This is a genomic window from Spirulina sp. CCNP1310 (assembly GCF_034932185.1).
Taxonomy (GTDB): domain Bacteria; phylum Cyanobacteriota; class Cyanobacteriia; order Cyanobacteriales; family Spirulinaceae; genus Spirulina.
Genome location: NZ_JAYGHW010000002.1, coordinates 85,680 through 103,209, shown reverse-complemented (window position 1 = coordinate 103,209; position 17,530 = coordinate 85,680). Strand labels below are relative to the sequence as shown.

The 17,530-nt window shown below is 52.3% G+C and carries 20 protein-coding genes, 1 tRNA gene and 1 other annotated feature; of the genes, 5 read left to right on the top strand and 16 right to left on the bottom strand.

Translation table 11 applies throughout. The annotated features are described in order from the left end of the window. Positions 1–288 precede the first annotated feature (288 nt). Positions 289–975: a hypothetical protein gene (locus VB712_RS01125; RefSeq protein ID WP_323251257.1), complete on the top strand. Its 687-nt coding sequence runs from the start codon at positions 289–291 to the stop codon at positions 973–975. Further along, complete coding sequence (locus tag VB712_RS01120; protein ID WP_323251254.1) at positions 976–1,557, top strand: hypothetical protein; 582 nt, start codon at positions 976–978, stop codon at positions 1,555–1,557. A gap of 162 nt (positions 1,558–1,719) precedes the next feature. Here VB712_RS01120 and rplL read toward each other — a convergent pair whose 3' ends face one another. The 10 genes from rplL to aroC form a co-directional block, all read right to left on the bottom strand. Continuing rightward, positions 1,720–2,118 (bottom strand): 50S ribosomal protein L7/L12, encoded by a 399-nt coding sequence (gene rplL / locus VB712_RS01115; protein ID WP_323251252.1) that lies wholly within the window; start codon positions 2,116–2,118, stop codon positions 1,720–1,722. A 54-nt stretch (positions 2,119–2,172) separates the two neighbouring features. Beyond that, the gene (gene rplJ, locus VB712_RS01110) at positions 2,173–2,739 is read right to left on the bottom strand and encodes a 50S ribosomal protein L10 (protein WP_323251251.1); all 567 of its coding nucleotides are present in this window, start codon (positions 2,737–2,739) and stop codon (positions 2,173–2,175) included. Positions 2,740–2,770: 31 nt separating this feature from the next. Continuing rightward, positions 2,771–2,929 (bottom strand) — a sequence feature (ribosomal protein L10 leader region). A gap of 24 nt (positions 2,930–2,953) precedes the next feature. Continuing rightward, a complete protein-coding gene (rplA, locus tag VB712_RS01105; RefSeq protein ID WP_323251249.1) occupies positions 2,954–3,670 on the bottom strand; it encodes a 50S ribosomal protein L1 in 717 nt (238 codons plus the stop codon). A gap of 56 nt (positions 3,671–3,726) precedes the next feature. Then, complete coding sequence (gene rplK / locus VB712_RS01100) at positions 3,727–4,152, bottom strand: 50S ribosomal protein L11 (RefSeq protein WP_323251247.1); 426 nt, start codon at positions 4,150–4,152, stop codon at positions 3,727–3,729. Between the two features lie 2 nt (positions 4,153–4,154). Then, a complete protein-coding gene (gene nusG, locus VB712_RS01095; RefSeq protein ID WP_323251245.1) occupies positions 4,155–4,778 on the bottom strand; it encodes a transcription termination/antitermination protein NusG in 624 nt (207 codons plus the stop codon). After that, on the bottom strand, positions 4,775–5,047 hold the full coding sequence (secE, locus tag VB712_RS01090) for a preprotein translocase subunit SecE (RefSeq protein ID WP_323251243.1): 273 nt from the start codon (positions 5,045–5,047) through the stop codon (positions 4,775–4,777). The genes nusG and secE overlap by 4 nt, the downstream gene beginning before the upstream one ends. Positions 5,048–5,150: 103 nt before the next feature. Next, positions 5,151–5,223, bottom strand: a tRNA-Trp gene (locus tag VB712_RS01085). A 98-nt stretch (positions 5,224–5,321) separates the two neighbouring features. Continuing rightward, complete coding sequence (gene rplS, locus VB712_RS01080) at positions 5,322–5,687, bottom strand: 50S ribosomal protein L19 (protein ID WP_416236216.1); 366 nt, start codon at positions 5,685–5,687, stop codon at positions 5,322–5,324. A 50-nt stretch (positions 5,688–5,737) separates the two neighbouring features. After that, positions 5,738–6,613: an MBL fold metallo-hydrolase gene (locus tag VB712_RS01075; RefSeq protein ID WP_323251239.1), complete on the bottom strand. Its 876-nt coding sequence runs from the start codon at positions 6,611–6,613 to the stop codon at positions 5,738–5,740. A 10-nt stretch (positions 6,614–6,623) separates the two neighbouring features. Beyond that, on the bottom strand, positions 6,624–7,718 hold the full coding sequence (gene aroC / locus VB712_RS01070; protein WP_323251237.1) for a chorismate synthase: 1,095 nt from the start codon (positions 7,716–7,718) through the stop codon (positions 6,624–6,626). A 220-nt stretch (positions 7,719–7,938) separates the two neighbouring features. Between aroC and topA the strand changes: the two genes are divergently transcribed. Then, positions 7,939–10,638 (top strand): type I DNA topoisomerase, encoded by a 2,700-nt coding sequence (gene topA / locus VB712_RS01065; RefSeq protein WP_323251235.1) that lies wholly within the window; start codon positions 7,939–7,941, stop codon positions 10,636–10,638. 101 nt (positions 10,639–10,739) lie between these two features. Here the strand turns inward: topA and VB712_RS01060 are convergent, their stop codons facing one another. From VB712_RS01060 to VB712_RS01045, 4 genes are all read right to left on the bottom strand, one after another. After that, positions 10,740–10,955 carry a hypothetical protein gene (locus tag VB712_RS01060; RefSeq protein WP_323251233.1) on the bottom strand — a complete coding sequence of 72 codons (216 nt, stop codon included), beginning with the start codon at positions 10,953–10,955 and terminating at the stop codon, positions 10,740–10,742. Positions 10,956–11,035: 80 nt separating this feature from the next. After that, positions 11,036–12,109, bottom strand: a complete 1,074-nt coding sequence (locus VB712_RS01055; RefSeq protein WP_323251231.1) for a glycosyltransferase family 1 protein — start codon at positions 12,107–12,109, stop codon at positions 11,036–11,038. Between the two features lie 75 nt (positions 12,110–12,184). After that, positions 12,185–13,546 carry a sensor histidine kinase gene (locus VB712_RS01050; RefSeq protein ID WP_323251229.1) on the bottom strand — a complete coding sequence of 454 codons (1,362 nt, stop codon included), beginning with the start codon at positions 13,544–13,546 and terminating at the stop codon, positions 12,185–12,187. A 48-nt stretch (positions 13,547–13,594) separates the two neighbouring features. After that, on the bottom strand, positions 13,595–13,999 hold the full coding sequence (locus tag VB712_RS01045) for an NIL domain-containing protein (RefSeq protein WP_323251227.1): 405 nt from the start codon (positions 13,997–13,999) through the stop codon (positions 13,595–13,597). A gap of 91 nt (positions 14,000–14,090) precedes the next feature. Between VB712_RS01045 and VB712_RS01040 the strand changes: the two genes are divergently transcribed. Beyond that, positions 14,091–14,648 (top strand): thioredoxin family protein, encoded by a 558-nt coding sequence (locus tag VB712_RS01040; RefSeq protein ID WP_323251225.1) that lies wholly within the window; start codon positions 14,091–14,093, stop codon positions 14,646–14,648. A 26-nt stretch (positions 14,649–14,674) separates the two neighbouring features. Here the strand turns inward: VB712_RS01040 and VB712_RS01035 are convergent, their stop codons facing one another. Beyond that, positions 14,675–15,106, bottom strand: coding sequence for a KGK domain-containing protein (locus VB712_RS01035; protein ID WP_323251223.1), 432 nt, complete (start codon positions 15,104–15,106; stop codon positions 14,675–14,677). A gap of 57 nt (positions 15,107–15,163) precedes the next feature. Beyond that, a complete protein-coding gene (locus VB712_RS01030; protein ID WP_416236215.1) occupies positions 15,164–16,330 on the bottom strand; it encodes an RRXRR domain-containing protein in 1,167 nt (388 codons plus the stop codon). 369 nt (positions 16,331–16,699) lie between these two features. Between VB712_RS01030 and VB712_RS01025 the strand changes: the two genes are divergently transcribed. Continuing rightward, positions 16,700–17,530, top strand: coding sequence for a DUF928 domain-containing protein (locus VB712_RS01025; RefSeq protein ID WP_323251220.1), 831 nt, complete (start codon positions 16,700–16,702; stop codon positions 17,528–17,530).

Genomic DNA, 17,530 nt, shown 5'->3' with positions numbered 1-17,530 from the left:
CTTTATCCCTAGGGTTGGCTTCTGGGTTAAGCTTCTTTGCAACAATCGAGGGGAGATTAGCCCTAAAGGGAGAACCATGATTTACCATGGCGGCATCAGGGGCGATTGGGGAACTGTCCACCCCGAACGGAGTCGTTAACTTTTTTAGGTTATTCCCAATGAATAAACATGACGAAATTCTGCGATCGCTGCATAATTTAGCGTTGATCCCAGCAAATTAAGAGAAGATAGAGGAAGCCCGGCGGCTTTCTCCAGCCTATTGAGTATATTGGATACCAAAAACCGACCATGAAACTGACAATCCCTTGGACTCCCCTCCTTGCCGTCTTTACTTTGTCATTGGGAACCCTTGCTGAAGGGGCAGCGATCGCCGCATCCCCCCATTCTCCCGCTCCCCGCCTGGAAAATCAGGAAAATCCAGTCTTAGCTCAAACATTCACTCGCTGTGCATTTCTAGAGCGGTCAACTGAACTATTTTCTCAATCTACCCCACAGCCCATTACCCTCAATGCTCAAACTCTTGTGCGGATTTTAGAGGATAGTACACCTGATGATGGCTGGATTCCCATTGAAGACTTTTCTCGACCTCCCAAGAGTGGATTTATTCGTGAGGGCAATGTTGGCAAGATTGAAGACTGTAGCAGGCTTGTTCCTCCCGGAGGACTACCTCGACAACAACCATCAGCTTGTCATCGTGTTGAGGCACAAACTCTTTTTGTCTATAGTGCGCCCTATAACAATGAAAACCGCCGAACTCGCCGCGTCTTAACTCAAGGAGATCTGGTTGAAGAAGCGGCTGATCCGTTAGAAAATCGAAGTTTCCGCTTAGATGGAGAGCAAACTTGGTTAAGAGTCAGATATATTCCAAGACTTTTTGAGCGTGATGATGTTGATTTTGAAGGTTGGGTGAAGCTCTATCATTTCGAGAACAACCGTCGAACTCACAACTTAACTGAAACCAGAGAGTGTAATTAAATGAACTATTGGCAACAGGCGATCACGATCGCCCTAACTTCTACCCTCGGCTTTGGGAGTATTAGTAGTGCAATTGCTCAAACTCCCCCGATAGACTTGCGGCAACCGCGCAACCTCATTGGCCAATGTCGTCAAGTTAATCAGCGAACCGAAGTATATTCACAGAGGGGTGGTGATGAGGTAGTTGGCACTCTAGAGCGTGGGACAGAGGTAATTATTGGTGAGCCAGATGACCTTGCCCAGCAAATTTATATCGGATTGCCTCTCGCCGGTTTTATCTCCACTAATGTGTTGACTGATTGCAACAGAACCCTACCTGATCTCAATACACCAGTGGGAGATATTTGTGTTAACCATCGCGTAGATCCCACAGTGGGTTTACCGATTCGGAGCATTCCCAATCCTGACTCTCAGGGACGAGATCGCGTTTTCCCCAGAGAGCGCATCACTATTATCAACACCCGCATTGAAAATGGGATCGAATGGCTAAACATTAGCCACCCCTTCGAGGGCTGGATCGAAAACGGCAACCCCAACACCCGAAATTTCAACACAACCCCCTGTAGTGAGCTAGGACTCTAAACCAAATCCCCCAAAATCGTAGGGGCGTTGGCGTATGCCTGCCGGAGGCACAAAAATTTTACGCCCTCCCCCACGCAATCCTTAAAAAAGGGAAAGAAACATGAAGTTTCTCTCCCTTTTTTGATTAGCATCGCTAACACTGCCTAGGCAGCAAATACACGGTTACTTGATGGAAGCTTTCGCGCCTGCTTCTTCAAGCTGCTTCTTGATGCTTTCGGCATCGTCTTTGGTGGTGGCTTCTTTGAGCGCCTTGGGAGCAGATTCCACCACTTCTTTCGCTTCTTTCAAGCCCAGGCCGGTGATGGCACGCACCACTTTCAAGATCGCGATTTTCTTGTCATCGGGGAAACTTTCGAGGATGACATCAAACTCGGTTTTTTCCTCTTCCGGTTCAGCAGCCGCAGGGGCAGCAGCACCAGGAGCCATCATCATCATCCCACCACCCGCAGGGGCAGCAGCAGTTACACCAAAAGCATCTTCAATTTGTGTGACCAATTCAGAGGCTTCTAAAAGGGTCAGAGATTTCAACTTTTCCAGAATTTCGTCGGTTGCTGCGGACATGGATTTTCTCCTGAATGTTTAGATAGTTGTGAACAAAAGGGATTGGGTGAAAATTTATTCCCCATCCCCATCCTTGGCAGCGATCGCCGCGATCGCCCGCCCCAAAGAACTAGGCACTTCGTTGATGCCCCGTGCCAAGGAAGAAGGCACTTCCTTGATCCCCACGGCCAAACTGGTGGGAATCGAATTGATCGCCCCCGCAATTTGCGCCATGAGTTGTTCCTTAGAAGGCAGATCGGCGATCGCCTTTACCTGCTCCTCATTGAGGGCGCGGCCCTGCATTACCCCGCCTCGGAATTCCGTTTTCTTGGTTTCCTTCTTAAAGGCTTGGTAGGCACGAATCGCGCCGCCAATATCGTCTTTAACCAGCAAAAAGCCGTTAGAGCCAGACAAAAACTCGCTCATCGGTTGCCATTCGCTGTCCTCCGCCACGGCCAGTTGCATAAAGGTGTTTTTCGTCACCTTGCACACCGTACCGAGGGGACGGAGGCGATTGCGAAGATCAGAAATCTCCGCCACCGTCAAACCTTGATAGTCAAAAACCACAGTTAATTGCGTCGTACTCAAGAGTTCCTTGAGTTCAGCAATAATGGCGGCTTTATTTTCGCGGGTTCTCCCCATGATCTTGTCTCACCTCCTTAAATGGACTTCGTTACCAACATCAAAACCCCGACAGCAATGCCGGGGTTTTACAGTCTCGGAAACAATGGGAGCGTGAAAATATCACCCTTTCCCATCGTTTCCGGAACATTCCTCGGCAGGCCATTAAGCTTGCTGCACCTGCTGTCTTCAGCCTGTTACAGAAACGTATTTAATTCTGTCGGAGTTTTTTCGTCTAAGCTACTTCAGTTAACTTCAGATCCCGCAGGGCGTTAATATCAAGCTGGATCGCAGGGCCCATCGATGCAGCCACATAAATACTGCGCCAGTAACGACCCTTTGCCCCAGAGGGACGATTGCGGTCTACCGTTTCCTGAAGTGCTTTGAGATTTTGGAGTAAATCCTCGGCCGGAAACGAAGCCTTACCAAACATAACATGAACAATCCCCGTTCGATCAGCCCGAAACTCTAATTTCCCGGCTTTAAATTCGGCGATCGCCCCCGCTACATCCGTCGTCACCGTCCCCGCCTTCGGAGAGGGCATCAAGCCCTTCGGCCCCAACATCCGCCCCAACTTCGCCACCTTCGGCATCATGTCCGGGGTCGCAATCAGCTTATCAAAATCGAGCATCCCCTTTTGGATTTCTTCGATTAAGTCATCAGACCCAAACACATCCGCCCCAGCATTTTCTGCGACTTTCACCAATTCACCACGAGCCACGACCGCCACCCGCACCGTTTGCCCTGTCCCCTTGGGCAAAGCCACCGTCGTCCGCAATTGTTGATCCGTATATTTGGGGTCAATCCCTAAACGGATATGCACCTCAACGGTTTCATCAAACTTTGCCGTTGCCGTTTCCTTGAGGAGGTTCAACGCCTCCAAGGGTTCATAGGCCCGGTCTTCCACCTTTGCCAACGCCTCGCGCAGTCGGCGAGAAACTTTCTTTGCCATGTTTGATCTCCTAGGGTGCAAACGAAGCCACAGCTTCTCCCCACAATAATGTTTACTTAATCGGTGATTTTCACACCCATATTTTTCGCCGTTCCCGCCACAATCCGCATCGCCGCTTCCACGTCATTGGCATTGAGGTCAGGGAGCTTGATTTCGGCAATTTTTTGCAATTGCTCACGGGTAATGCTGCCAACGATTTGGCTATTGGGCTGGGCTGCCCCCCGCTCAATCCCCGCTTCTTTTTTAATCAACACCGAGGCCGGCGGGGTTTTCAACACAAAGGTGAAACTGCGATCTTCGTAGATCGAGATTTCCACCGGAATAATTAACCCGACTTTCTCGGCAGTTTTGGCGTTGTATTCCTTACAAAACGCCATGATATTCACCCCATGCTGACCCAAAGCCGGGCCAACGGGGGGCGTTGCCGCCGCTTTACCGGCTGGTAACGCAAGTTTAACCAGCGCAACTACTTTTTTTGCCATGTTTAGCCTTGTTTTTCGACCTGTGTAAACTCCAGTTCTACGGGGGTATCCCGTCCGAAAATCGAGAGAAGTGCCTTGAGCTTGCTCCGCTCTGGGCTGACTTCAATCACTTCCCCTTCAAAATCCTTAAACGGCCCCGACAGAACCATGATCTTATCACCAATCGTCATGTTAATTTTAACGACCGGCTCTTGATCTTCGGCGTGCTTAAAGATTCGCTCCACTTCCGCCGGACTTAACGGTAAGGGTTTGACATGGCCCCGACCCCGGCCCGTGGCGCGTTTTTGCTCGGCTCCGACAAAATTAATCACATGGGGCGTGTTTTTCACCGCTTGCCAAGCTTCATCATCCAGGCGCATTTGCACCAACACATAGCCGGGAAAAATCTTTTCTTCGCTATGGGTACGCCCCCCATCCTTGCGAATTTTAATCGTGGGGGTTTGGGGAATTTGCACTTGGAGGATGCGATCGGCGACATCTAAGGTATGAACCCGCTGCTCAAGGTTAGCCTTCACCCGCTTTTCGCAGCCAGATGCCACTTGAATCGCATACCAGTGAGCCTTGGCCGCTGGCGTTAACGACTGCTCCTGTTCATTTTGGGGTTCGTCTTCAGATAAGAAACTCATGAGAACACCGATTGACTAATCCACTCAAATAAGTTGTCAACGAAGTAAATCGTTGTCGCAACCAACGTCACCATCAAAATCACTGCTGCTGATTCACTAATTAATTGCTGCCGTGAGGGCCAGACCACTTTTGCCAATTCACTTTTGGATTCGGTGAGAAACTCCATCAAACTAAAATTGCTGGGGGTCTGCTCATTTTTTTCTTTGGCAGTGGTTTTAGGGGTTGACCCCTTGGGGGTTTGGTCGGCCTTGACATCTTTTTTTGCCATGATTCATCTCCCGCGATCGCTAAAGGGTTAGATAATTTATTTTAACAACAGTCGAAACATCCTCCTACACGCATAGGCATAGAGGGATGGGGAGAATGAACGACGCGCCCTGGAGGACTTGAACCCCCGACATCAGGTTTTGGAGACCTGCGTTCTACCAACTGAACTAAGAGCGCATTATCGGAACCGGCATGGAGTTTTTGATTTTCCTACCGATTCAATATTGTAATGCAAAACAGGGGTAATGGAAAGCAACGCAGGCAAAAAAACTGCTTTAGTCGAGGGAACGGTCAAACCGCTGCTTGATCCGGGTGGCTTTACCGACGCGATCGCGCAGATAATAAAGTTTGGCCCGGCGCACTTTACCCCGTCGCACAATTTTAATCTCCGCCACCTTGGGGGAATGAAGCAGGAACACCCGCTCTACGCCCACGCCTTGGAAAATCTTCCGCACCGTAATGGTTTCGCTTAAACCTCCATGGCGCATGGCGATGACCGTCCCTTCGTAGGGCTGAATCCGTTCCTTGCCCCCTTCTTGAATGCGAATCCCGACTCGAACCAGATCGCCAACATGGATCGTCGGCAATTTTTCCTTGAGATATTCCGCTTCAACGGAGCGGATGATGTCTGCTGCGTGCAACATTGCTTTTGCCCAAAACTCACAGTCTTCTATAGTACCACGAAAATCCCCTAGGCTAACTTACCGGCTTGGGTGACATCTAAAATCAGCCCCTCTTTGGCCATAACTGCTGTGGGAGAAACCGCCAGCACCTCTTTTTCCACCTGATCTAAAAAGGCATCACTGTGGTTGGGTTCATGGTGGAAAATCACCAACTGCTTCACGCCAGCGGCTTCGGCCACCCGCACCCCCTCCTCCCAAGTGGAATGGCCCCAACCGACTTTTGGCGATTTGGGGTTGTGATATTCGGCATCAGTGTACATCGCGTCATAGATAAAAATATCTGCATCCCTCGCGAGGTGAAGCACATTATCATCGAGGCGATCAGGGAAATGCTCTGTATCCGTACAATACACCGCCGTATAGTCCTGCCAACTGATCCGGTAGCCCATCGCACCGTTGGGATGGTTCAAGGGTGCGGTTTCGATGGTGATGTCATCGAGTTGGAAGGCTTCCCCGCAGACAATATCGTGGAATTGAAGGTTAGCGGCAATTTCTGCTACGGGAACCGGCGAGTTAATATGTAACACCCGTTCTTTAAAATGCTTCTCCATCGTCATCAACTCCCCTTCGGGAGGCACTTGACCATGAATGTGAAACGTATCTTGGGGATTAAAGGTGGGAAAGAAAAATGGGATGCCTTGGATGTGATCCCAATGGTAGTGGGTAAAAAACACATAGGCCTCAATGGGGGACTGCTTAATCAGGGCCTTACCCAAAACCCGCAACCCAGTACCGCCATCAAAAATCAAATGCTTGCCGCCAATACGCATATCCACACAGGAGGTATTGCCGCCGTAACCCACGGTTTCCGGGCCAGGGGAGGGGATACTTCCCCGGACTCCCCAAAATTGAACGAGAAATTCAGTTGCAGGCTTAGTTTCCATCATGGCGCACTCAAGGCGTTAAAACAGTACATTGACCCTGATTCCGCAGCAGGTGATCACAGAGGACGAGGGCAACCATTGCTTCAACCATCGGGACTGCTCGGGGGAGGACACAGGGGTCGTGCCGACCTTTGGCGGCGAGGACTGTGGCTTCCCCTGTGGTCGTGACGGTTTGTTGCTCTTTCCCTATGGTAGCAGTGGGTTTAAATGCAGCGCGTAAAATAATCGCTTCCCCATTACTAATGCCGCCTTGGACACCACCAGAGCGGTTGGTCACGGTGCGGAGCCGACCTTGGTCATCCGTAAAAAATTCGTCATTGTGATCTTTCCCGGTGAGCAGCGTCCCGGCAAAACCGGAGCCAATTTCAAAGCCTTTCGTGGCCGGTAAGGACATGATTGCTTTGGCGAGATCAGCTTCTAGTTTGTCAAAGACCGGCTCTCCGAGTCCAGGGGGAACCTGGCGAGCCACACATTCCACCACCCCCCCAAGGGAGTTTTGATCCCGTCTGGCTTGGTCAATTAATTCGATCATTCGGTCGGCACAGTCGGAATCGGGACAACGGACGATGTTACTTTCCACATCAGCGAGGGTAACGGTGGCGGGATCAATAACGCCTTCCAAATTTTGAATCCGTTTGACGTAGGCGACGATTTCCACCCCCGCGACTTGGTGGAGGATTTTTTTGGCGATCGCCCCCGCTGCTACCCGACCAATGGTTTCCCGCGCTGAAGAGCGACCGCCCCCCTGCCAATTGCGAATGCCATACTTGGCATCATAGGTGGCATCAGCATGGGAGGGGCGGTATTTATCCCGCATTTCTAAATAATCCTGAGAACGGGGATCTTGGTTGCGTACCAAGATGGCAATGGGAGTCCCCAAGGTTCTGCCCTCAAACACCCCAGAGAGGATCTCACAGTGATCCGCCTCCTTGCGGGGGGTGGTGATTTTACTTTGACCCGGCCGGCGGCGATCGAGTTCAAATTGAATTTCTTCAGGGCTAATTTCCAATTGGGGGGGGCAACCATCAACCACAACCCCTACACCGCCCCCATGGGACTCCCCAAAGGTTGTGATCCGAAACAGATGCCCAAACGTACTGCCCATATTATTGTTACTGAGGATGCTAACGCTTGTATTTTAGCCTAACGTTGAAAGGGCCAACCCCCTCCACCCCTCCCAGGATTTCCCTGCCAATTCGGGCGGGTCTGTGGTATCTCTGAAGAATAGATGGCCTTAAAGGCAATCTGCGATAGCGCACCTATCGCGCCCCCCCCACTGGTTATCGGCCCCACCCAGATAGCTGCATCCCTCGCGCTGTGAACCTATGTCCACCCTTGTCATTGTCGAATCTCCCACAAAAGCCCGCACGATTCGGAACTACCTGCCGAGCGGCTACAATGTTCAGGCCTCCATGGGTCATGTGCGAGATTTACCCTCCTCTGCTGATGAAATTCCTGCGGCCTATAAGGGGCAGGATTGGTCACAGTTGGGGGTTAATCCTCAGGAAGATTTTGCACCGATCTATGTGATTCCCAAAACGAAAAAGAAGGTGGTGAAAGAACTCAAGGATGCCCTCAAAGCAGCGGATGAATTGATTCTGGCCACCGATGAAGACCGGGAAGGGGAGAGTATTTCTTGGCATTTGCTGCAAATTCTCCAGCCGAAAACGCCGCCGAAACGGATGGTGTTCCATGAAATCACCGAAGAAGCCATTCAGGCGGCTTTAGCCAATTGCCGCGAAATTGATGAAAATTTAGTCCATGCCCAGGAAACGCGGCGCATTCTTGATCGCCTCGTGGGTTATACCCTTTCGCCCCTGCTGTGGAAAAAAATTGCCTTTGGCCTTTCGGCGGGGCGGGTGCAGTCGGTGGCGGTGCGGTTGTTAGTACAGCGGGAACGGGAGCGGCGGATTTTCCAGGTGGCCCAATATTGGGATCTCAAGGCGTTGCTGGGTGTAACGGGGGGCCAGTTTGAGGCAAAGTTAGTCACCTTGGGGGGGAAAAAGTTGGCCACGGGGGCAGATTTTGATCCCCATAGGGGCCAATTGATGGCTGGCAAAGATGTGGTGTTATTGGATGAGGCCGCTGCTATCGCCCTCAAGGCTCGTCTCGAACCCCAACCTTGGCAGGTGAGCCATACGGAAGAACGGCCCACCACCCGCCGCCCTTCCCCGCCCTTTACCACCTCAACGCTGCAACAGGAGGCCAACCGTAAGCTGGGGCTATCGGCACGGGATACGATGCGCACGGCCCAGAAACTCTATGAAGAGGGCTACATCACCTATATGCGGACGGATTCGGTGCATCTTTCCGAGCAGGCGATCGCCGCTGCCCGTGCCTGTGTGACGGAAAAATACGGCGCGGAATACCTCCCTGCTAAACCCCGGCAATATACGACCAAAAGCAAGGGGGCGCAGGAAGCCCACGAAGCCATCCGGCCCGCCGGTTCTAGCTTTCGCACGCCCTTGGAAACGGGTTTGGGCGATCGCGAGTTTCGCCTTTACGATCTGATTTGGAAACGCACCGTTGCCTCTCAGATGGCCGATGCCCGATTAACACAATTGAGTGTGACGATTCAAGTCGAAGATGCCGAGTTTCGGGCCAACGGGAAACGCATTGATTTTCCTGGCTTTTTCCGGGCCTATGTGGAAGGCTCCGATGACCCCGATGCGGCCTTGGAGGATCAAGAGGTGATTTTGCCAGATTTACAGGTGGGCGATCGCCCCCGCTGCGATCGCCTCGAGGCCCTCAGCCACGAAACCCAGCCCCCCGCCCGCTACACCGAAGCCTCCCTCGTCAAAGTCTTAGAAAGCGAAGGCATTGGCCGCCCCAGCACCTACGCCAGCATCATCGGCACGATCATTGATCGCGGCTACGCCCAGATGCGCAATAAAACCCTGATCCCCACATTCACCGCCTTTGCCGTTTCCCGCCTATTAGAGGAGCATTTCCCCGATCTGGTTGACACTGGCTTTACCTCCCGCATGGAGCAAACCCTTGATGAGATCGCCACAGGCGAGGCCAAATGGTTGCCCTACCTAGAACATTTTTATTTAGGGGAAACCGGCCTCGCCCAACAGGTGAAAGTCCGGGAGCAGGATATTGATGTGGCCTTGGCTAAAACCGTCACCCTGGAAAACCTCAATGGCGTGGTCAAAATCGGCAGATTTGGCCCCTATATTGAAGTACAAAATGGTGAAGAAATTGTCACCGCCTCCATTCCCCCCGATTTAACCCCCGCCGACCTCACCCCTGATCAGGTGGCCAAACTGATCCGTCAAAAACTCGAAGGCCCGGAACAAGTAGGGATGCATCCCGAATTTGGCGAACCGATCTACCTCCTATCGGGAAACTATGGCCCCTATCTGCAATTGGGGGAAAAAAGCGAAGCCAACCTCAAACCCAAACGCGCTTCCCTCCCCAAGGGGGCAAAACCCGAAGAGGTGACTCTGGAGATGGCGGTGGGCCTTTTAGCCTTGCCACGCTTGCTTGGGGAACATCCCGAAACGGGCGCAAAGGTGAAAGCCAGCTTAGGCCGATTTGGCCCCTATGTGGTTCATGACCAAGGGAAAGAGGGCAAAGATTATCGCTCGATTAAAGATCCCGATGAGGTTTTAACCATTACCCTAGAGCGGGCATTGGAACTGTTAGCGGAGCCGAAGCGAGGCCGAGGTCGGGGGGCAAGTAAAACCCCCCTCAAGGAGCTAGGAACCCATCCAGAGGATCAAGAGCCGGTGAATATTTATGCTGGCCCCTATGGCAACTATATTAAGCACGGCAAAGTAAACGCCAGCCTACCGGAAGGGGAAACATTGGAAACGATGACCTTGGATAAAGCGCTACCTGTGTTGGCTGCCAAAGCCGGGACGAAAAAAACCACTCGCAAAAAGGCAGCCACGACGAAAAAGGCAGCCACGACGAAAAAGACAGCCGCTGAAACAGATACCCCCAAAACTTCAGCGAAAAAGACCAAAACAACCAAGCGAAAAACCACCCGCAAAACCTCAACCCGCAAACAGGCTTGAGGGTTGTTCCAACGCTGATCAAGGCTGATCAAATGCGGTTGGAGCATGAACGGATGTCGGGGCGAAAGGTTGAAATGTTGCGCCCCTTGGCTAAGGTTGCCCTAGATTTGCTCCAATTGTTCTCGGTGGGTTTTGTTGGGGTCAAGTTTGCCGCTGGGATCAAAGATGCCAGAGATAAATCCGGTGGTGCTGGTGCGGAGGTTGTAGCTCCAACTTTTCATCGGTTCGGGCAAAAATTGATCGCCAGCGGTGAAGAAGACGATCGCGGCGATCGCCAACCCAAAGGTAATCGACGGTTTGATTTTCAGTAGCATCATCACCCAAATTCCTCTTGCGTGTCTGTTTTGATCATCCCTGAAATCCACCGCAATGGGCAACCGGAGAACTACGGGGGCCATTAAGCAAAGGGATATAACACCTCAAGGGTGCGCTGTCCTGTGAGGGCCCAACTAAATTCACTAGCTCGCAATAGCCCCAATTGGATCAGGTTTTCCCGGAGGTTGAGATCTGTGGCGATCGCATTCATCGCCGCCGTCAACTCCGCCCCGTTGTAGGGGTCAATCAATAACGCCGCATCCCCCGCCACCTCCGGCAACGCCGACACATTGGAGGTAATCACGGGCGTTCCGCAGGCCATCGCCTCCAGCACCGGCAAGCCAAACCCCTCCCATAGGGTGGGAAACACCAGAGCAATGGCCTGATTCAACAAGGCCGGTAACTTCTCATAGGGGACATATTCCATAAACCGCACTGAATCGCGAATCCCTAACTCCCGCGTTAGATGTTCACATTGGGGGGTATAGCGGCGATCGGTCGGCCCCGCTAACCACAGTTCATAATCATCCCGGTTGGGCAACGCCGCAAAAGCATAGATCAGCGTTTGCAGATTTTTATAGGGGTCTTGACGACCGATATAGATGAAATAGGGCCGCTCCGTGCGGGTGGGTAAATCCAAAAGGCGGAAATGGTTATGGTCATAGGCTAAGGGAATCGGTGTCACCCGATGGGCCGGCACGCGAAAAAACTCCACCACATCCCGCGCCGTCGATTGGGAATTACAGAGAATATGGCGGGCTTGACGCACCACCTGGGGCAGAATGAACCGATGGTAATAGCTGAGGCGCGATCGCGGGTTGGGAAACCGCAACGGAATCAGATCATGCACCATCACCACATAACGACAATGGCTATAAATCGGCGCTTCCGGCACGGGGGAAAAGAGCAACCTGGTTCGCAATTTGCGGTATAAATTCGGTACCCGAAACTGCGTCCACAACAGCCGCAACCCATGGCCCCACAGGCCCCGGTCAGGACTCATCCCCCTCGGGACGGGATAGCAATGATAGTCTTCATCCGGCTCAGGGGTGAGCAGAATCGGATCGAGGGGTTTGAGATGGGGGTAGAGATTCCGGGCATAGGTCGAGATGCCCGTCGGCTGTTGGGAGAGAAACGACAGGTTAACCAGAACCAAGGGGCGATGCCTCACACAATAAACAACCCAAGGATATCAGGGGATTGGAATTCCGCCGCACAAATCCCCAACCCCCTAGGACTCAAAGGGCAAAATGATTTCAAACTCAGTGCGATCGCCCGGTGTGGAGGTGAATAAAAAATCCCCCCCATGTTTGGCGGTAATAATTTGGTAACTGAGGGACAAACTCGTTTCTTTATGGGTGCGCCGTTGCACCGAGAAAGATTCCCGGAGTTTTTCCTGCTCATCCACCGTCAGCCCTGGCCCATTATCGGCAATACAGATGGAAACCCATCGCCCGCTGCGCTTCATTAACGGGCGATCGGCCTGACTTTGAATCGCCGTCGTAATTTCAATGGTGGGGAAATGGGGATGGCCCTTGGCGGCGAAATCTTGGAAATCCTGCCGGACTTGATGGGTGACAGCTTCTTCTAAAAGGGAATCGACGGCGGTAATTAAAATATTGACAAAAACTTGGGTGAGATGACCGATATAACAGGTAATGGGTGGTAGCGTGCAGTAATTTTTGACAATCTTAATCTCACTCCTGAGGCGACTTTTCAGCAACAATAAAATGCCATCGAGGGCCCCATGGAGATCGGCGGGCTTGGGGTAAATTTCATCCACATGGCAAAAGTTTTGGAGGCTCATGGCCAAGTCCCGCAATCGTTTTGCCCCCGTCGTTACACTTTCCACGGCCCGAGGAAAATCCGCCTGGAGATAGTCGATTTCTAAATCGGCTTTGAGATCGGCAATATAGGGGGGCGGCTCCAGAAGATGTTGATCATAGGCCCGCAACAGTTGCAAAATATCCTGCTCATATCGGCAAATATGGGTGAGGTTGCCCCAGATAAACCCCACGGGATCAAGGATTTCATGGGCAATGCCATCAACGAGGCGGCCCAAGCTGGCCATGCGCTCGCTTTGGATCATTTGGGCCTGGCTACGCTCATAGCGGATTTGGGTTTCAATGCCGCGAATTTGCCAGGCGGTGAGGCTGAGTTGACTGAAATCTAAAACAGAATAGGTTTCCTCATCCCCCTTGACGACAATCGGCTCGCTGGCGAACTGGGGCGATCGCTTCAATGCCCGCTGCATCGCCGTTAAAATCGGGGTATGGATGGATAAAACGAGTAAATTCGTCGGGTTGTAGCGAAAAAACACCCGCAAGGGATTATCTAAAAATAAATCTAAACCTTGGGGCAGGAGTAGATATTCCAAAAACTGCCGCCGGGAGACCATGCCGATAAATGAACCTTCCTCGGTGAGGATCACCCCTGGCAAATAGGGGTCGCGGTCAAAAACATCCGCTAACTCGACCCCAAGGCGGCTATTTTCAAAGCGAAGGTCATAGAGGATCAAGCTGCTGAGGGTGGAGTCCGGATGGATATCACTCTGGAGCATGGGTAACGGGTCAGGGGGGGGTAAATCAACCATGAATCAACAGCAACAGGGCAGTAAGGGGGCTTAACGTTCACTTAAAAGTCAAAACGTGGTAGAAATTGCCTGCACCGGACAGGTGGGAATGCATTGTTCACAGACCACACAGCGCGATCGCATAAATTGCAACTGGAAGGTTTGGGGATGGAGGTTCAAGGCTTCGGTGGGGCAGACCCCCGTACAGAGGCCGCAGTCCACGCAAATATTTTCATCAATGACGATTTCGCGACTGGCAAAGGATACGCCCACATCCTGCGATCGCATCCAATCAATGGCGGCTTCGAGTTCATCAATATCCCCCAACAGTTCTACCACCAGCTTGCCCACCTGATTAGGGGCCACCTGGGCGCGGATAATATTGGCGGCGACATTAAATTCCTTCGCCAGGCGGTAGGTAATCGGAATATGCACCGTGCGCCGGGGAAAGGTGAGTGTGACTCGTTTTTTCATCCCCATCCCCTCCTGAATGATTTCAATGTATTCTCTCTAATGTTCGCGGTACAGTGGGGAAGAAACCGGACTGTTTGCGATCAAAAATTCCATGACAGAAAACCCCACCGCACCCCAACGTCTCCGTAATATTGTAATTGCCGCCGTTGCCATCCTCCTCAGCGCGACGCTGTTTTTCTCGCTGCAAACGGAAAATGGCAGTAGTAGCCTCGCTCAACAGGCAGCCAACGCTACGCCCCTTGATGTGGCGGTGAATAATGGCAAACCGACCTTGGTGGAGTTTTATGCCAACTGGTGTACAAGTTGTCAGGCGATGGCGGCGGATCTCGCCCAGGTCAAGGCGGACTATGGCGATCGCCTCAATTTTGTGATGCTCAATGTCGATAACCCCAAATGGTTGCCGGAGGTTTTGCAATACGATGTCGATGGGATTCCCCATTTTGTCTATCTCGATGGTCAGGGGCAGGCGATCGCCCAATCCATTGGTGAACAACCTTTGAGTATTCTCGAAGCTGACCTCGGGGCCCTCATAGCCGCCGAACCCTTACCCTACGCTAACGCCAACGGTCGTACCTCCGCCTTTACCCCCAGCAGCACCCCCAGCCCCAGCGATCCCCGCAGCCATGGGGCCCAAGTTCAGGCCAGTTAACTCCAGTTAACTCCAGTTAACTCCATTTAACTGAGGTTATCTGACCAAATATCCGCATGGAGCGTCACATCTGCATCAAACTCCGGATCTTCAAACTGGCCAAAACTCTGGGGTTGAGGTTTTCGGGCCGGAACCGCTGTATTTTCCTGGATAAACTCCACCTCCACCCGGATCCGGACTTTGGCCCCTTGCCAGCCTAAGGTATCGGTTTGTAACAATTCACAAGGCACACCGATACTAAACCAATGGCCAAAATCCGCCTTATTGCCCTGGGGACTAATGGCTGCTTGGTCAATCTTGACCCCCTGGTTATTCAGCAAGGGAATCAGACCATAGCCAAAGTCATAGCCGAAACAAGCCTGGATTGCCTGCTTGAACCGACCGACTTTAAACGTGCTGTCACCAAAGGCCACCACATCATCATCATGGCAGTCAATTGCTTGGGAATGGTTATCCATCAAAAACTCCTTGTGGAAACCCCCACCTCGCACCGCAGGTGGGGGAGGAAACAAGCGTCAGGCAGCGGAGTTAAATGCCCCACTGACTGACAATCTCTGCGGGCAACTGACTAAAATACCCGTGGCACGATAGAGTAGCTCAACCTTGGCAGCACTAAACTGGCCAATACGCTTCCAAGTGAACCCAGAAACAGAAACCTGCCGAGCCGTATCCCCACTCACATAGCCCACGGAGACACGACCCGCCATCTCAGCCCGCACCAGATCCCCCTTCCGGAATCCATGGCGGGTCACTGTGCCTCCATATTTGCGGCGTAGACCCTGCTTACGGGGAACCATGAGGTGCAGTTGCCTGCGACTAATGGGTGGCCGTTTAATCACCACAAATGGGGCAGATGTAATCTTAACCTGTCCAAACCAAAGATAACCGTGACTCCGTTGCCGTTGGAAGGGACGATACTCGATGAAGTATCCACAAGCTAGGGCGATACCATCTACCCCATGGGTTTGGGGGATTTGTTCTGCTTTCTCCTGAGACTTCTTCAATCCCAAAGCAGAGCGAAGTTGAGCAGTGCCGTTGCCATCCTGCTGCCACCCGTAGCGAGTGTAGACGGGGGCAATTTGCTCCATTTTCTCAATGGCGTAGGCTTGCCCCACCATCACAGGGGAGAAACCTTTCCCAGATTTTGCTCCCTTTCGACCTGAGGTTAAGTCCACGTCGGCGCGAACTTTCTCATAACCAAGGTTGGCAATGGGGAACAGTTGGGACAACTCCTTTACAACTCGAAACTCCAGATCTCGATTAGCTCGGATACTGGGAGCAACTTTCTGTTGTCTACGGTTGTTAAATCGCTGTTGGCGATGATTCCGCAATTGGAAGGGTAACTCTCGATTAATCCGGCGACTGCGGCGAGAACGCCGTAGCATTCTGCGACTATCCATCCGCTCCCGCACTTTGGGGTAAGGGAGTTCTAGGTGGGACTGAAATAATGTCGCTTGAGCCGATTGCACGGCAATCCCTGAATAGAGTTTGCCGGGATCGACACCAACTACGATGGGCTGGGTCTTACGACCCGATGGCTCCGCTTTCAGGCGCACTACCTTGATCCGTAGATCGTTCTTCACCCATTGGGCCTTGCCCTGCGCTACCCACTTTTGAGCGCGACTGCGCTTGGTGGGCATGGCAGGAGTACCATCAGGGTTTTGGACAGGGATGCGTTGCATGGAAGATAATTCCAAAACTACAGGTCTCTTAAGCCAGTGAGTATGGTGTGTCTGGGCTGACCCCACTCCCTGAGATTCCAGGGCCTTACAAATAATCCGATTTAGAGAAGCAACCGGAAGTGTTGCCATACTCACCTTGGTGGCCTATTCGCAGCTACGACCGGGTTATCTCCAGTCACTCCCCCACCTCGGCGGATGCCCGGTGGGGGTCATTGAAACTCCTTCGGTATGCCCTGATCCTATCAAGTTCTTTTCTTTCTCGGGGATGGATTATCTATCCTGAGAGAGAAAATTAACGATACAGGCCACAGGAGAATTCCGCCAGATTAGGGGTGGTTTCTGTTGAAGGCATCAGCCACAATAGAAAGCATGGTGCAAATTTTTCAAGAGGCGATCGCCATGGCAACGAGATTGAGAATGATAATGGCAATCACCATTTCCCTCACTTTGGCCGGGGGAGGGATGAGTTTATCGCCCCAAGGGGTACAGGCGCAGCAGGATCAGCGGGACGAATTCCCCGGTCGGCTCAATGGCGGCGGAACCCATGCCCAGGAAGATAGCCCCAACGAATTCCCCGGGCGGCTCAATGGCGGCGGAACCCATGTCCAGGAAGATAGCCCCAACGAATTCCCTGGCCGACGGGTGGGCGGGGGGACGCGGGGCGGCTGTTGGAGGGGGCCGCGGCCCTTGCTGGCCTTAAATCCTCCCCATAACTTAGGGGTGAGTGCAGCGGAAAATCCCACCCTTTACTTTGTGCTGCCCAGTTTACGGCAATCGCAAGAAGTGGAGTTTTTGCTTCTTGATGAGCAACAAAATTCGATCTATGAATACATTGGGCGAGTGGAACCTGATCAATCGATGCTAGCGGTTGAGGTTCCCGGTGAGCATTTAACCCCCAATCAACCCCGGCAATGGTATTTTGCGGTGATTTGCGATCGCGAGAATCCCGCCCAAGATTTAGTCGTGGATGGATGGTTACAACGGGTAGATCAGGAAATCCCGCTCCCTTCAACATCCCGAACTTTAGCCACTGAGTTACAACGCCTCAAGACTTATCAGGATCAGGGTCTTTGGACGGATGCGATCGCCCTAGGGGTGCAGTTGCGCCAAGCTTACCCCCAGGATCCAGCAGTGCAAACTGAATGGGAAGCCTTAATCACCGCCTTAGAATTTGGCATTTTTCGCAGCGTGCTGCCTTAA

Bases quoted from the DNA above. Each gene is read 5' to 3' on its own strand.
- VB712_RS01125 (WP_323251257.1), top strand. From the start codon at position 289: ATGAAACTGACAATCCCTTGGACTCCCCTCCTTGCCGTCTTTACTTTG.
- VB712_RS01120 (WP_323251254.1), top strand. From the start codon at position 976: ATGAACTATTGGCAACAGGCGATCACGATCGCCCTAACTTCTACCCTC.
- rplL (WP_323251252.1), bottom strand. From the start codon at position 2,118: ATGTCCGCAGCAACCGACGAAATTCTGGAAAAGTTGAAATCTCTGACC.
- rplJ (WP_323251251.1), bottom strand. From the start codon at position 2,739: ATGGGGAGAACCCGCGAAAATAAAGCCGCCATTATTGCTGAACTCAAG.
- rplA (WP_323251249.1), bottom strand. From the start codon at position 3,670: ATGGCAAAGAAAGTTTCTCGCCGACTGCGCGAGGCGTTGGCAAAGGTG.
- rplK (WP_323251247.1), bottom strand. From the start codon at position 4,152: ATGGCAAAAAAAGTAGTTGCGCTGGTTAAACTTGCGTTACCAGCCGGT.
- nusG (WP_323251245.1), bottom strand. From the start codon at position 4,778: ATGAGTTTCTTATCTGAAGACGAACCCCAAAATGAACAGGAGCAGTCG.
- secE (WP_323251243.1), bottom strand. From the start codon at position 5,047: ATGGCAAAAAAAGATGTCAAGGCCGACCAAACCCCCAAGGGGTCAACC.
- VB712_RS01075 (WP_323251239.1), bottom strand. From the start codon at position 6,613: ATGGAAACTAAGCCTGCAACTGAATTTCTCGTTCAATTTTGGGGAGTC.
- aroC (WP_323251237.1), bottom strand. From the start codon at position 7,718: ATGGGCAGTACGTTTGGGCATCTGTTTCGGATCACAACCTTTGGGGAG.
- topA (WP_323251235.1), top strand. From the start codon at position 7,939: ATGTCCACCCTTGTCATTGTCGAATCTCCCACAAAAGCCCGCACGATT.
- VB712_RS01060 (WP_323251233.1), bottom strand. From the start codon at position 10,955: ATGATGCTACTGAAAATCAAACCGTCGATTACCTTTGGGTTGGCGATC.
- VB712_RS01050 (WP_323251229.1), bottom strand. From the start codon at position 13,546: ATGGTTGATTTACCCCCCCCTGACCCGTTACCCATGCTCCAGAGTGAT.
- VB712_RS01045 (WP_323251227.1), bottom strand. From the start codon at position 13,999: ATGAAAAAACGAGTCACACTCACCTTTCCCCGGCGCACGGTGCATATT.
- VB712_RS01040 (WP_323251225.1), top strand. From the start codon at position 14,091: ATGACAGAAAACCCCACCGCACCCCAACGTCTCCGTAATATTGTAATT.
- VB712_RS01035 (WP_323251223.1), bottom strand. From the start codon at position 15,106: ATGGATAACCATTCCCAAGCAATTGACTGCCATGATGATGATGTGGTG.
- VB712_RS01030 (WP_416236215.1), bottom strand. From the start codon at position 16,330: ATGCAACGCATCCCTGTCCAAAACCCTGATGGTACTCCTGCCATGCCC.
- VB712_RS01025 (WP_323251220.1), top strand. From the start codon at position 16,700: ATGGTGCAAATTTTTCAAGAGGCGATCGCCATGGCAACGAGATTGAGA.